18 protein-coding genes and 1 tRNA gene are annotated in these 12,960 nt (G+C 63.8%); 8 read left to right on the top strand and 11 right to left on the bottom strand.

The window, feature by feature from the left end; genetic code table 11:
• The first annotated feature begins 4 nt into the window (after positions 1-4).
• The gene (locus QFZ94_RS22090) at positions 5-220 is read left to right on the top strand and encodes a TOBE domain-containing protein (RefSeq protein ID WP_008922916.1); all 216 of its coding nucleotides are present in this window, start codon (positions 5-7) and stop codon (positions 218-220) included.
• Between the two features lie 35 nt (positions 221-255).
• Here QFZ94_RS22090 and QFZ94_RS22085 read toward each other — a convergent pair whose 3' ends face one another.
• The gene (locus QFZ94_RS22085) at positions 256-516 is read right to left on the bottom strand and encodes a hypothetical protein (RefSeq protein WP_368582829.1); all 261 of its coding nucleotides are present in this window, start codon (positions 514-516) and stop codon (positions 256-258) included.
• Between the two features lie 158 nt (positions 517-674).
• On the opposite strand from QFZ94_RS22085, the gene QFZ94_RS22080 reads away from it, so the two are divergent.
• Both QFZ94_RS22080 and QFZ94_RS22075 read left to right on the top strand, forming a co-directional pair.
• A complete protein-coding gene (locus QFZ94_RS22080) occupies positions 675-872 on the top strand; it encodes a hypothetical protein (protein WP_013089281.1) in 198 nt (65 codons plus the stop codon).
• Positions 873-991: 119 nt separating this feature from the next.
• On the top strand, positions 992-1,234 hold the full coding sequence (locus tag QFZ94_RS22075) for a DUF6566 family protein (RefSeq protein ID WP_410851964.1): 243 nt from the start codon (positions 992-994) through the stop codon (positions 1,232-1,234).
• Positions 1,235-1,391: 157 nt separating this feature from the next.
• Here the strand turns inward: QFZ94_RS22075 and QFZ94_RS22070 are convergent, their stop codons facing one another.
• From QFZ94_RS22070 to QFZ94_RS22055, 4 genes are all read right to left on the bottom strand, one after another.
• The gene (locus QFZ94_RS22070) at positions 1,392-1,661 is read right to left on the bottom strand and encodes a hypothetical protein (protein ID WP_368582832.1); all 270 of its coding nucleotides are present in this window, start codon (positions 1,659-1,661) and stop codon (positions 1,392-1,394) included.
• Positions 1,662-2,012: 351 nt separating this feature from the next.
• Positions 2,013-2,088 (bottom strand) — tRNA-His (locus QFZ94_RS22065).
• 89 nt (positions 2,089-2,177) lie between these two features.
• Complete coding sequence (gene dusA / locus QFZ94_RS22060) at positions 2,178-3,179, bottom strand: tRNA dihydrouridine(20/20a) synthase DusA (RefSeq protein WP_410849200.1); 1,002 nt, start codon at positions 3,177-3,179, stop codon at positions 2,178-2,180.
• 141 nt (positions 3,180-3,320) lie between these two features.
• A complete protein-coding gene (locus QFZ94_RS22055; protein ID WP_429459473.1) occupies positions 3,321-3,692 on the bottom strand; it encodes a hypothetical protein in 372 nt (123 codons plus the stop codon).
• 390 nt (positions 3,693-4,082) lie between these two features.
• Between QFZ94_RS22055 and QFZ94_RS22050 the strand changes: the two genes are divergently transcribed.
• The gene (locus QFZ94_RS22050) at positions 4,083-4,316 is read left to right on the top strand and encodes a hypothetical protein (protein WP_368582836.1); all 234 of its coding nucleotides are present in this window, start codon (positions 4,083-4,085) and stop codon (positions 4,314-4,316) included.
• On the opposite strand, the gene QFZ94_RS22045 is transcribed toward QFZ94_RS22050, so the two are convergent.
• Positions 4,292-4,537: a hypothetical protein gene (locus QFZ94_RS22045; protein ID WP_176367880.1), complete on the bottom strand. Its 246-nt coding sequence runs from the start codon at positions 4,535-4,537 to the stop codon at positions 4,292-4,294. The genes QFZ94_RS22050 and QFZ94_RS22045 overlap by 25 nt on opposite strands.
• 246 nt (positions 4,538-4,783) lie before the next feature.
• Positions 4,784-5,011, bottom strand: coding sequence for a DUF3820 family protein (locus tag QFZ94_RS22040; RefSeq protein WP_368582837.1), 228 nt, complete (start codon positions 5,009-5,011; stop codon positions 4,784-4,786).
• A gap of 169 nt (positions 5,012-5,180) precedes the next feature.
• On the opposite strand from QFZ94_RS22040, the gene QFZ94_RS22035 reads away from it, so the two are divergent.
• Entirely contained in the window at positions 5,181-6,233 is a 1,053-nt protein-coding gene (locus QFZ94_RS22035; RefSeq protein WP_410849198.1) for an NADP(H)-dependent aldo-keto reductase, read from the top strand.
• A gap of 96 nt (positions 6,234-6,329) precedes the next feature.
• Here QFZ94_RS22035 and QFZ94_RS22030 read toward each other — a convergent pair whose 3' ends face one another.
• Entirely contained in the window at positions 6,330-7,754 is a 1,425-nt protein-coding gene (locus QFZ94_RS22030; protein WP_429459470.1) for a M20 family metallopeptidase, read from the bottom strand.
• Between the two features lie 208 nt (positions 7,755-7,962).
• On the opposite strand from QFZ94_RS22030, the gene QFZ94_RS22025 reads away from it, so the two are divergent.
• Both QFZ94_RS22025 and QFZ94_RS22020 read left to right on the top strand, forming a co-directional pair.
• Entirely contained in the window at positions 7,963-8,946 is a 984-nt protein-coding gene (locus QFZ94_RS22025) for a LysR family transcriptional regulator (protein ID WP_429459468.1), read from the top strand.
• A gap of 281 nt (positions 8,947-9,227) precedes the next feature.
• On the top strand, positions 9,228-9,650 hold the full coding sequence (locus tag QFZ94_RS22020) for a hypothetical protein (protein ID WP_013089291.1): 423 nt from the start codon (positions 9,228-9,230) through the stop codon (positions 9,648-9,650).
• Positions 9,651-9,697: 47 nt separating this feature from the next.
• On the opposite strand, the gene QFZ94_RS22015 is transcribed toward QFZ94_RS22020, so the two are convergent.
• The gene (locus tag QFZ94_RS22015) at positions 9,698-10,525 is read right to left on the bottom strand and encodes an ABC transporter permease (protein ID WP_368582841.1); all 828 of its coding nucleotides are present in this window, start codon (positions 10,523-10,525) and stop codon (positions 9,698-9,700) included.
• 19 nt (positions 10,526-10,544) lie between these two features.
• Positions 10,545-11,459 carry a nodulation factor ABC transporter ATP-binding protein NodI gene (nodI, locus tag QFZ94_RS22010; protein ID WP_429459465.1) on the bottom strand — a complete coding sequence of 305 codons (915 nt, stop codon included), beginning with the start codon at positions 11,457-11,459 and terminating at the stop codon, positions 10,545-10,547.
• A gap of 341 nt (positions 11,460-11,800) precedes the next feature.
• Here nodI and QFZ94_RS22005 point away from each other — a divergent pair, with 341 nt between their 5' ends.
• Positions 11,801-12,268, top strand: coding sequence for a universal stress protein (locus QFZ94_RS22005; protein WP_013089294.1), 468 nt, complete (start codon positions 11,801-11,803; stop codon positions 12,266-12,268).
• 71 nt (positions 12,269-12,339) lie between these two features.
• On the opposite strand, the gene QFZ94_RS22000 is transcribed toward QFZ94_RS22005, so the two are convergent.
• Positions 12,340-12,897 (bottom strand): DUF2939 domain-containing protein, encoded by a 558-nt coding sequence (locus QFZ94_RS22000; protein ID WP_429459463.1) that lies wholly within the window; start codon positions 12,895-12,897, stop codon positions 12,340-12,342.
• Positions 12,898-12,960: the final 63 nt, after the last annotated feature.

The following is a 12,960-nucleotide window of genomic DNA, read 5'->3' as shown; positions in this document are numbered from 1 at the left end:
TGAAATGAGCATTTCCGCCATCAACGTGCGCAATCAGTTCAAAGGCAAGGTCAAGGAAATCATCCGCGGCTCGGTGGTGTCCGAAGTCGACGTGGAGACGCCGTTCGGCATCGTTACGTCGGTGATCACGACGCGCTCGGTCGACGAACTCGAACTGAAAGTCGGCTCGGAGGTAGTCGCGCTTGTGAAGTCGACCGAGGTGTCGATCGCGCGGCTTTGATCACGTTGCGCTAGTGCGAGCGGCGTGCGCGGCGGCTACTTCGCGTTTGCGCCGCTTGCCGGCGGCTCGTGCGACATGTGGTCGTTGGTCGGCTTCGCCGGTCGCTTGATCGGCATGTTGTCCGGGTTGCTCGAACCCCCGGCGCCCGATGCCGCCTCGGGCGGTTTGACCATCGGCGCATGGCTTTCCGGCGGCGCGCTGGACGCCGTCTGCGCGACGGCGTTCACGCCGCTCGCGAGCAGCGCCGCCAGCGCTGCAGCAGTGGCCGTTACAGTGGCCCAATTGCCTCGCTTCATGTCGTTCTCCTTCGATGTCGCGCGTCGTTTGTAGACACGCGGCTGTGTGCACAATTCACTAGTAGCAGACCGTGTTCCGGGGCCGCTGCGGACGCGGCACGCCTGCATCCGCCGATGAAACTTGCTACGATGAATTGAGCATTCCGACGGAGACGGCCATGTCGAAGTCCTTGAGTCCCGAAGCGGTCGAAGCGTTGCGGCGTCTGAACGACGTCGGCGTCGGACAGACGGCGCCCGAAGTCGCGCAGTCCGTCGCGGCGGAGTTGCTGGCATGCGACCTCGTTGCCGAAGCGGGCAGCGGTGGGGTCGAAATCAACTGCAACGGCCGGCAGTATCTTTCCGGCGACTGCAACTGATCTGCTGCTAGGCGGCCGGCCGCATGGCGGGGGTGAAGAGCGAGGCGGCGCGTCGCGGGTGAGTCGCGCGCGTTCGTTTCGTTCATTTGCCCGCGATCAGCGAAACCACGGAGACGAACATGGAGCCGAAGGGCGTCGACATGGGCGACTACGAGGCGCGCTACGGCGACTATGACATCGAGGTGGCCGTCGAACAGGTACTGACCGGCGTCAAGGCGCATTTCCGCGTGCTGCGCGAGGATTCGACGGTGGTCGACTGGCAACTCGTGCATATCGATAGCCTGTGGTCCACCGAGAATGCGGCCGCCCAGGCGGCTTTTAGCGCGGCGCGCGAGTTGATCGATGCGGGGCTGGCAAGCTAAGGCGGATAGCCGGATCGCGACGGAAGGATGCCGGGCGCACTAGAGCCGGCCGGCGTAAACGCAACTGGGCGCCGGCATCGATACTGCATGCGCGGCGCCCACTTTGATCGCTGCCTTCAGCGGCAGCGGATCTGACGGTACTGCTACTGCTGGTGGCTTAGTGGCCGAAGTACACCGATTGCGGGCCCGACTTGGGTTCGCTGCGCGAGCCCGATTGGGTCGACACGCTATTCACGCCACCGTACGCATTCGATTGCGCGTCGGCGCGTTCCGCAGCGACGGTCTGAGCGTTCTGGCCTTGTTGCGAAGCCGGCGCGCCAACCGACGGACGATAGTACGGCGCCGGACCATAGCCGCTTGCGAAAGCGGGAGCGGCGATCGAGGCGGAAGCGGCAACCAGCAGGGCGGCGATAAACTTGGTCTTCATGGTAGGACTCCGATAACGTTTCGACTGCATTTCAGGAAGATGTTGCAGGAGCCAGTGAACCAGGTGTCTGCAACGTCGATGGAAGGCAGTGTATACCCCTACTATCGAGAATTTGTGCCGATAATCTGAAATTACTATTCCCGGCGAAGAAACAATCGTTCAGACGTAAGCGCGGCAAGGCAGAGCGGGGATCCGGCCCCGTTGGCCAAATGGTTTTTGCGGCTCGGAAGAGGGCGAGAAGGAGCGGTGCGGGCCCGGAAGACCGCACGTTCATCATGGGAAACGGGAAAAGCGGCCAGCAAAACAAAAACGGCGTTGTGATTGCTCACAACGCCGTTTGCTTGAATTCTTTGGGGTGGCTGATGGGACTCGAACCCACGACGACAGGAATCACAATCCTGGACTCTACCAACTGAGCTACAGCCACCACTAACATCCGCTTGACTTGCTTTAAAAACCTGTCTCGCCGACGAAGAAACGAGATTATAGGGACTAGATTTTGGTTTGCCTAGTCCTTTATTCAAAAACTTCGAGAGGCTCGCGCAGATGCTGTCTCGCTTCGTCGAAGATGGTCAGATCGCGGGCCGCAAGCCGCTTGCTGTCGGACAAAACGCGACGCCAACCGCGTGCGCCCGCTTCGCCGCGATACAGCCCGAGCGCATGGCGCGTGATCGCGCCGAGATAGGTGCCGCGCGCCATTTCGGTCGCGCAATACTCGATCAGTTTCGCTTCGACCTGGTCGCGCGTCAGCGGCGGTTGCGTCGACCCATAGAAGCGCGCGTCGACATCGGCGAGCACGTACGGGTTGTGATACGCCTCGCGACCGAGCATCACGCCGTCGACGTGCTGAAGATGCATGTCGACTTCGTCGAGCGTCTTGATGCCGCCATTGATGATGATCTCCAACTGCGGAAAATCGCGCTTCAGCTGATACGCGTAGTCGTACTTGAGCGGCGGGATCTCGCGGTTTTCCTTCGGGCTCAAGCCCTTCAGGATCGCGTTGCGCGCATGAACGATAAACACCTCGCAGCCCGCTTGCGCGATCATGCCGACGAAATCGCGGACGAAGCCGTATTCCTCGACCGTATCCACACCGATGCGGTGCTTGACCGTGACCGGCACCGATACGACGTCGCGCATCGCCTTCACGCAATCGGCGACGAGTTGCGGCTCGTTCATCAGGCATGCGCCGAACGCGCCGCGTTGCACGCGCTCGGACGGGCAGCCGCAATTCAGGTTGATTTCGTCATAGCCCCATTGCTCGCCGAGCTTTGCCGAACGCGCGAGATCGTCAGGCTCGCTGCCGCCGAGTTGCAGCGCGACCGGCGCTTCTTCGGGCGTGAAAGCGAGATGACGCGCCACATCGCCGTGCAGCAGCGCACCGGTCGTCACCATTTCCGTGTAAAGCCACGTATGGCGCGAAATCATTCGATGCAGCGAGCGGCAATGACGATCCGTCCAGTCCATCATCGGGGCAACGGACACGCGGCGAGGGCTGGGAGTGCGGGGTAAAGACATGGAACGGCCGAGCGGGCTTGAATCAAAACGATAATTTTACCGCAAGGCCAGAAACCGCCGGGCGCGCTGAAGCCGTGTCACTGTCGCGACGGGGGCGGACACCGGTTCGTCGATGCATCAAGACCTCAATGCCTGAATGCCTCAGTGTCCATGTGCCCCCATTCCGCCACCACCGGTCCACGCGCTGCCGCCGCCGTGCATGCCGCCGAAGCCGCCACCGTGCCAGCCGCCGGTCCCGCCATGCCATCCGCCGTGGCCGCCGTGCCAACCACCGCCATGCCATCCGCCATGCCCGCCGTGCCAATAGCCATGTCCGTAATAGCAGCATGGCCCGCCAAAACCGCCGTAGAAACCAACCGAGCCGTACACCGGGCCATAGTAAGGCGGTCCATACGCGTAAGGATAATAGGGTTGCGCATAGCCGTAGTCCGCTGGCGGCGCGACGGCGCATCCAGTGACGCTCGCTGCTACGGCCGCCGCTAGCAGCGTCATCGATGCAATGAGCCTGGTCACGATTTTCTCCTCCAAGTAAACCTGAGAAAGACCGCGCGCAACGGAGTTCAGCCGCGTTTGTGTCCGAGCGTTACCGGCGTTGGCGCGGCGCTCCGCGCTCAGGGCCGCGACCATGCGAGCCGTTGCCGCGACGCTCGACCTTTCCGCCAATCTTCCCGCGTCTAATCGAACGGCGCTGCGGTAACACTTCGTTAATCATTCGAAACGCTACTCAAGGGCAGCGCTGCTAACTTCCGCGGGACGATTCGTCTCTTGAGTCGCAAGCGATGCGACGTCGAGGCGTTGAACAAAGCGGACGCGGCGCAGTAGGGCGCGCTCGGCGCGGACTAACTGTCATCGCACCTACGGTCAGTCGACGGCGCACTGACGGCACGCTCTTCCCCGGGCGCGATGCTCGAGATCGCGTACGAGGAACTGGTCGACGATTTCGAAGCGAACGCACTCGCATTTCCTGAGACGACGCGGCCTGTGAGCACCGCGAGTTCGGCGCAGGTGCGCCGACCGTTGTACCGCACGTCGATGCGGCGCTGGCAGCCGCGACGCGAATTGCTCGAACCGCTATGGGAAGTTTTCGGCGCCGAGCTGACGGCGGCCGACGCTCAGTGCGCGATCACCGACACGTGATGCAGCCACGGGTACACCCCGGCAATGAACGCCGCGTAGATCGCCGCCATCGTCACGCCGGCGGCCGTGCCCCAAACGTCGCGCGACGCCGCGCCCTGGCGGAAATGCACGGGCAGTCCGACCACGACGTAGCCGATCACGAAGAACAGGATGACCGCGCGCACCGGCGACAGATCGTGACCGATGAAGTCGAGCAATGCGGACAGGTTGAATTGCGACATGGATACAGGCAGTCACGAAGGCGGGGGATCGCACGGCGCCGGAACACAAGGAAACAGTGGAGCGGACGATGACTGAACCGCTTCACTATCGACGTTCCACAGCGCGACGACCTATGCCGATTAAAGGCCATGCAAACGCGATCCGCAAGGAAAAAACCTGTATGAATTCGGACTGCCCGACATTGCTTGCAGCTTGCCTGCGCCGCGACTTTCAGCGGGCTTGGCAACGCTTTCACGCAGACGGATTCAGCCCTCGTTGGGCTTCGGTTTGCGCAACGGATCGAGCAGCGGTTTCAAACCGTTGTGATCGATCTCGTGCATCAACGCGAGCAGCCGGCCGATCTCGCCGGGCGGAAAGCCCTGGCTCGCGAACCAGTTCAAATAGTGGCCGGGCAGGTCGGCGATCACGCGGCCTTTATATTTCCCGTAGGGCATCACGCGCGTGACCAGCAATTCGAGGTGTTCGTGATTCATGGCAACGAAGTCATGATGAAGCGAGGGCCGTGAGCGCAAAGCATGTGCTACGCAACTCGCCAGGCGGCGTGCAGCAACGCATGGCCCAGCATTCTAGCCTTGCTGCAGGTAATGCGCCGGCGTGGTAACGTCTGCGCTTTCCGTTCACCTCTTCAACAGGACAAGTTAGATGGAATACCGCAGACTCGGCGACTCCGACGTGCAGGTCAGCCTGATTGGTCTCGGCACGATGACGTGGGGCGAGCAGAACACCGAGCAGGAAGCGCACGCGCAGATCGACTACGCGCTCGATCACGGCGTGAACCTGATCGACACCGCCGAAATGTATCCGGTGCCGCCGCGCGCGGAAACGCAAGGTTCGACGGAGCGCTACATCGGCACGTGGCTCGCGCAGCACAAGAGCGCGCGCGAGAAGATCGTGCTCGCCACCAAGATCGCGGGTCCCGCGCGTCAGCCGCACAATCCGCGTCATATTCGCGGCGAAGGGAACCAGTTCGACCGCAAGAATCTGACCGAGGCGCTCAACGACAGCCTCAAACGTCTGCAGACGGATTACGTCGATCTGTATCAGCTGCACTGGCCCGATCGCAGCACGATGACCTTCGGCCGTGCGTCGTATCCGTGGGTCGACGACGCGTACACGGTGCCGATCGAGGAAACGCTGACGGTGCTCGCCGAATTCGTGAAGGCTGGCAAGGTGCGCCATGTCGGCGTGTCGAACGAAACGCCGTGGGGTGTCGCACAGTTTCTGCGCGCGGCCGAAAAACTCGGCTTGCCGCGCATCGTCAGCATCCAGAATCCGTACAGCCTGTTGAACCGCACCTACGAAGCGGGTCTGTCCGAGTACGCGCATCGCGACAATATCGGTTTGCTCGCGTATTCGCCGCTCGCGTTCGGCTGGCTGTCGGGCAAGTACGAAGGCGGCGCGCGTCCGGCCGGCGCACGCATCACGCTGTTCGAGCGCTTCGCGCGCTACAGCAAGCCGCAAGCCGTGCAGGCGACCACGCGTTATGTCGAGCTCGCGAAGCGCCACGGCATGTCGCCCGCGCAATTCGCGCTCGCGTTCGTCAATAGTCGGCCGTTCGTGACCAGCAATCTGATCGGCGCGACGTCGCTCGAGCAGTTGAAGGAAAACGTCGCCAGCGCGGACGTGAAGCTGTCGCCCGAAGTGCTTGCGGAAATCGACAAGCTGCACGAGCTGCAGCCGAATCCGGCGCCTTGATGTCGATGTAAGCGCGACCCGCTTGCCGCGGTGGCCCCGGTCGAATGTCGGGGCCGGCCGCGGCAGGTACAGCGAATCAATCGACGCTAGCCGAACTCAACTCGCGGCCTTTGCCGCATCCACGACCTCGCGCTTCGCCGCAAGCGGCGCATTCTCGCCGAGATCCCAGAACAGTCCCGCCATCATCTGCAGGCCCTCGCGCACCACCGGGCCGAGAAGATGCTCGTTCGGCGCATGCTGCGAGCAGGCCGGATAGGAATGCGGCACCCAGATCGTCGGCAGACCGAGCGTGTCGGCGAATACCTCGTTCGGCAGCGTGCCGCCGAGATTCGGCAGCAGCGCGGTCTTCTTGCCGGTGGTCGCTTCTAGCGACGCGAGCGCCCATCTGACCCACGGATCGTCCGGATCGAGCCGCGTGGCCGGTGCGCCGCGTTCGACGTCGATTTCGACCAGCTGAAAGCCGTGCGCATCAAGATGCGCGCGCAGATGCTTGCCGAGGTTTTCCCAATCGGTGCCGACCACGAAACGCAACTGGCAGACCGCGAACGCCGACGGCGGAATCGCGTTGACCGGGTTCTCCGGATTGCCCGCCTTGAACGCAAGCACTTCGAAGCTGTTCCAGCCGAACACGCGCTCGGGCGCGGAAAGACCCGGTTCGCCCCAGTTGTCGTCGACGGTCGGGTCGCCGGGACCGTCGCCCACCGTGATGTCGGCAAGCGCGCGGCGCACGGCCTCGGGGATCGGCGGCGGACGCAGGCCGTCGACTGCGATCACGCCGCGCGCATCGACCAGACTCGCGAGCGCGTTGGCGAGCACCGTCGCCGGATTGCGCAGCAGGCCACCCCAGTTGCCCGAGTGATGCGCGCCGTCGCGGAGATTGAGCGACAGCTTGAAATTGACCGCGCCCCGCGAGCCGAGAAACACGGTCGGACGACGCGCGGCGAGACGCGGGCCGTCGGAGGCGATCAGCACGTCGGCGGCGAGCTCGTCGCGGTGCGCGCGGCAGATCGCATCGAGCCCCGGCGAGCCCGTTTCCTCGCCCATTTCGATCAGCAGCTTCGTGTTGAAGCCGAGCTTGCCGTCGCGCGCGGCGAGCGTGCACGCGAGCGCGGCGAGGTTGATCGAGTGCTGGCCTTTGTTGTCGGCGGTGCCGCGACCGAACCAGCGCTCGCCTTCGACGGTCACCGCCCACGGCGTCAGCGGCGCGCGCCACTGGGTGTCGTAACCGCGCACGACGTCGCCGTGGCCATAGATCAGCACGGTCGGCAGATGATCGCCTTCGTGACGGTTCGCGATCAGGAACGGACCGAAGCCATCGACCGGGTTATCGACGATGCGCGTGCCGAAGCCGAGGCGCTCCGCTGCGGGTTGGATTTCGTCGGTCAGATAAGACAGCAGCAGCGCGCCGCGATCGCTTTCCTGGCTTTCGGTGCGAATGCCGACGCGGCGGTTCAGGTCGGCGAGAAAAGCGCCGGATTCAAAGTGCCGGGTGGCAAGCTCGATCGCCTGGTTGCGGCTCATGTCGGTGTCTCCAATGCGGGGGATGGGTGAGGCCGGCAGAGAGCCGCGGCCCGATGGCATGGTCTTCGGGCGAATTGCCCGCGATGCCATTGCGACCGATTCTAGAAGCGCGTCATTTTTGTCACAATGATCATGTTTCGAAGCTTGCATTGCCGCAAAGGCAAAGCGTCGCTACACCATTGCAACCGATTCGATCGAGGCGTCCCGGATGGCACGTTCACTGCATGGCATCGCGTTGCGTTATTTCGTCGAAGTCGCGCGCAGCGGTTCGCTGAGCGACGCATCCGAACGGCTGCATGTCGCGGTATCGGCGCTTAGCCGGCAGATCGCGCGGCTCGAGGGCGAACTCGGTGTCACGCTGTTCGAGCGGCGTCCGCGCGGCATGGCGCTGTCCGAGGCCGGCGAGCGGCTGCTCGCCTACGCACAACGCAGCCTGCTCGAAGCCGAGCACGTGATGAAGGAGCTCAGCGGTCTCGCTAGCTTGCACGGCAGCCGGATCAAGATCGCGACCGCCGAGGGCTTCGCGGTCGACTTTCTGCCCGCTGCGATCGCGGATTTCCGCGCCGAGCATCCCGGCATCGATTTCACGCTGACCGTGATGTCGCCGGCCGACGCGACCCGCCATGTGCGCGACGGTGACGTCGACATCGCGTTGTCGTTCAGCCTCGCGCCGGAGAAGGGCGTCAAGGTGGAGCACACCGAACGCGCGCCGGTGTTCTTGCTGGTGCGCGCCGATCATCCGCTCGCGGCGCGCGCGAAGCTGTCGCTCGCCGAGGTGAGCGGTTATCCGCTGGTGTTGTCGGAGACTGGCACAACGCTTCGCCAGTTGATCGACATCACCTGCGCGCTCGAAGGCATCCTGCTCGAGCCGGACCTGATCTGCAACAACAGCGGCGCGAGCTATCGCTATGCGCAGAAGTCCGGCGCGATCATGTTCACGGGGCTGCTATCGGTGCGCGACCGCTATGCCGACGACGGCTTCGTCGTGATTCCGCTGACCGACCCGCAGATGCGCCAGCGCAGCATCCAGGTGCAGACGATGGCGGGGCGCGAGTTGCCGCCGTCGGTGCGGGCGTTTCGCGACCATCTGATCGCGCGGATCGCGGATCCGAAGCCGGCCGGGGCGCAGGCGTCGAAGGCGGACCGAGGGCGCGGCAAGCGCACGCCGCGGCGTCCGCGAGCCGATGCATGAAATGCGACACATGCCACGCAATAAGCGGCAAATGTTCTCCCTGAATCCGAATCACGACCTAAACTGTGGTGGACGGCAAAGACGGCCCTGAAAAAACGGCCCTGATGGTGCGCGCCACGATCGGGGGAAACGGCAGAACAACGACAGTCGAAGCGCGGACCGGCCGCGCAGCCCGCGATGCTGCAATGCACATAAGCGGCAATAGAGGGACCAAAAAAGAAACGCGGCGCGTCGACCCGATGGCGCGTTGCCCACAACAGAGCGATAGGACCAACACATCCATGGCGCAACAGAAAACCAATCCGAAACTCGAGCAGGCGCTCACACGCGGCGATCTCGCGATCCGCCAGGCCAACTCGGCGAGAGCGACCGCGCTGTTGCGTGCGCTCGCCAAGATGATCGTCGATGCGTCGGCGACCATCGGCGTGGAAGCCTTCACATTGATTCACGACGGCGACAAGATCTACGATCCCGCCGATGGTTTATGGCCGCAGGCGTTGCTGATCTCGCTCGACGGTCCGGTCGAAGACGCCGATCCCGACGAATTGCGCACGGTGCGGCTGATCGCGGATGATCCGGCCACCGTGTTCCGGGTCGAATGGCAGCGCGCCGATGGCAAGATCGGTCGTCACGAGGGCGGCCCGTTCGCGACGGTCGCGTTCATCTCCGACGTCGACATTCCGTGGACCGATGACGAGGACTGAGCGCGCGACGATAGCAAACGCGCAGAGCGACGACCGGCGCGTTCGGCTTACTTCATCATGCGGCGCCGAAACAGGATCGCCGACACGATAAAGCCGCCGACTGCATACGCGGCGAGCACGCTCACATGCAGCGCCGCGTGCTCCATCGGCCGGCCGAGCATCGCTGGGCGCATCAGATCGACCGCATTGGCGAGCGGCAGCGCGGCGGTCACCGCTTGCGCGGCGCCGGGCAACTGCGAGATCGGAAAGAACACGCCGGAGAGGAGCAGCATCGGCGTGAGCACGAGGGTCTGATAGAACATGAAAAAGTCGTACGACGGCGCGAGCGCCGTCACGATCATCGCGAGGCTCGCGAACGCGAGACCGGCCAGCACGATGACCGGCAGCGCGAGCAGCATCGACGGAAAACTCGCATAGCCGAGCGCGCCCGCTACCAGCATGATCGCGACACCCGACAACACCGATTTGCTGGCGGCCCACACCACCTCGCCGAGCACGATATCGCCGAGGGTAAGCGGCGTATGCATGATCGCTTCCCACGTCCGCTGCACGTGCATGCGCGAAAAGCCCGAATACATCGACTCGAAGCTCGCTGACATCATCACGCTCGACGCCACCGTGCCCGCCGCGAGGAACGAGATATAAGACACGCCGTCGACGTGCCCGACCATCAGCCCGAGCCCCAAGCCGAGACCGAACAGATAGATCATCGGATCGGCGAGGTTGCCGAACATTGACGCGATCGCGAGCTTCTTCCACACCAGATAGTTGCGGCGCCACACCGCGATCCAGTTCGTGGCGTTGGCGGGGAAGGCGCCGAACGGCTCTTGTGCCGATGGCGTGGCGTCGTGGGTTTCGTAGGTGCGTGCGTCCATCAAGTGCCTCGCTGCGGGTTCAGTCCTGCATTTCGCGGCCGGTGAGCCGCAGAAACACATCTTCGAGATTCGCCGGCCGATGCAGATAGCGCAAATCCGCGCGCTGCTTCAGGCGCATATGCACGGGCTGTGCGTCGTTCACGTAACAGAACAGGGTCTCGCCGCTGATCTCGGTGCGCTCGGCGAGCGGTGCGAGTTCGTCGCGCAATGCAAACGGATCGGGACCGTAGATCTCGATCACGTCGCAGCCGATCTCCGACTCGATCAGCTCGCGCGGCGCGCCTTCGGCGATCTTGCGTCCTTCCTCGATCACGCACAGTCGATGACAAAGCCGTTCGGCTTCTTCCATGAAGTGCGTGGTCAGCAGGATGGTCTTGCCGCGCGCTAGCAGCGATCTCAATCGCTCCCAGATCAGATGGCGCGCTTGCGGGTCGAGACCGGTGGTCGGCTCGTCCATGATCAGCACGTCGGGATCGTTGATCAGCGCGCGTGCGAGCGTGAGGCGCCGCTTCATGCCCCCGGACAGCTCGCTCACGCGCGCGTCCGCCTTGTTCTCGAGGCGGGCGAATTCGAGCAGACCCGGCACCGCCGCGCGACACTGCGCGGCGCTCATCCCGAAATAGCGGCCGAACACGAGCAGATTTTCACGCACGGTGAAATCGGGATCGAGGTTGTCGAACTGCGGCACCACGCCCACGCGCGAGCGCGCGAGGCGCGCACGGCCCGGGATCGGTTCGCCGCACAGGCGGATCGCGCCGGCGTCGGGCGCCGCGATGCCGAGCAGCATGCGCAGCGTCGTGGTCTTGCCGGCGCCGTTGGGGCCGAGCAGCCCGAAGCATTCGCCGGTATTAACATGAAACGACAAGCCGTCGACGACCGTTTTTTCGCCGTAGCTTTTCCTGACCTGATGGAACTCGATGGGGGCGGCGGGCATGACTCGAGTGAGGCTCCGGGAACAAGACATAACGTACGCACAAGAACAAACAACATACCTGCGACGCACGCATTGCGCACAGGCCGCTTATTCTAGGGTATCGGCCACTGATGCGAGCGGGTGTCCGGGAACGCGTAATGCGTGGGATGCGATGCGTTCGCATACCAAGTTTTGCGGTGCCGCAAACGTGCGCGAACACTGCCTCAGCTGGCCCAACGCTTGTGCAGACGGCGTCAGCACGCACCGACTATGCACTTAGCGTTTTCCATCCCTTGCAAGCCGAATTGCGGCGCACCATGATTGATTCAGACCGCGCTTTCCGCGCGAATGGGAGAAGACAGATGGCGAGCTACCAGAAAATCCTGTTGTGCTACGACGGCTCGCGCGAAGGCCGCAAAGCCCTGCGTTGCGGCGCCGATCTGGCGTTGGACCTGAAGGCGGAAACGCATCTGCTGTCGGTCGTCGACATGCGTTCGAGCATCGCGCAAAGCGCGGGCTTATTGACCGATGTGGCCTGCGGAAGCTTCGAAAAAACGGCCCGCGAAATTCTGCAGGAGGGCGTGAACTGGCTGACCGAGCGAGGCGTGAACGCGCAGGGGCATTTCGCATTTGGTCATCCGATCGACGAGATCGCCAATCTTGCCAACGAGTTGCACGTTGACCTCGTGGTGGTGGGTCATCGCTGCCGGACCGGTTTGTCGCGGTGGTGGATGGGGGCGGGCAACACGCCGCTGCTCGACCGCGTGTCGTGCAGCATTCTGGTGGCGTGCTCTTCCGCGCAGGAGCAGCAGCAGGCGGCCGCGGCGTAATTCGAACAAACCTGACACGCGGCTGGCCGCAATGACCAGCCCGCGCATCCCTTCAGTTCACGGCTTGAACCTCACTCGTTCAGATTGATCGCCGCGAGCTTCCACGTGACCAGACCTTCGCGACGGAAGATGGCCGAATAGTTCGCGTTGCCTTCGCCGCGCCGGTACGTGACCACAAACTCGTTGAGACTCCGGTAGCCGGCCGTGCTTTGACGCCCGGGCGGCGGCGCGCTTGCCTGCGTGGGGGTGTCGCCCGCGGATGGTGCGGCCGGCGCTTCACCGCCCGCGGCTGGTGGGGCGGACGGTTGCTCGCCCGGTGTGCCGCGCGGCGGCATGCCGTTCAGCAGTGCCGCGACGCCGTCGGGTGTCGCATAGGCATCGACGAGCGGGCCGATCAGTGTCACGCCGATCACCGCGCCGATCGTGGCCATCTTGTTGCCGGCATCCGCTTCGAGCCGGCGCGTCAGCATCGCGCCCACCTGCTGCTTCAGGCTATCGCGTAGCGCGGGGAAGTCGACGTACTGATTGACGGTTTGCACGTCACGCGCGTCTGCCGCGCGTTTCAGATTGTTCACCGCGAGATACGGCGACGCGTAAATAAACCCCAGCGCGGCAATCACGATCACCACGATCAGCGTGATCAGCAGCGGCCGGGTGGCGCTGCCCTGTGCGTTTCGGAATGGTCATCGAAT

The organism is Paraburkholderia sp. JPY465 (genome assembly GCF_050436725.1).
Lineage (GTDB): Bacteria > Pseudomonadota > Gammaproteobacteria > Burkholderiales > Burkholderiaceae > Paraburkholderia > Paraburkholderia youngii.
Note: the sequence above shows the minus strand (reverse complement) of the source record. Positions and strands in the feature narration are given on the sequence as shown.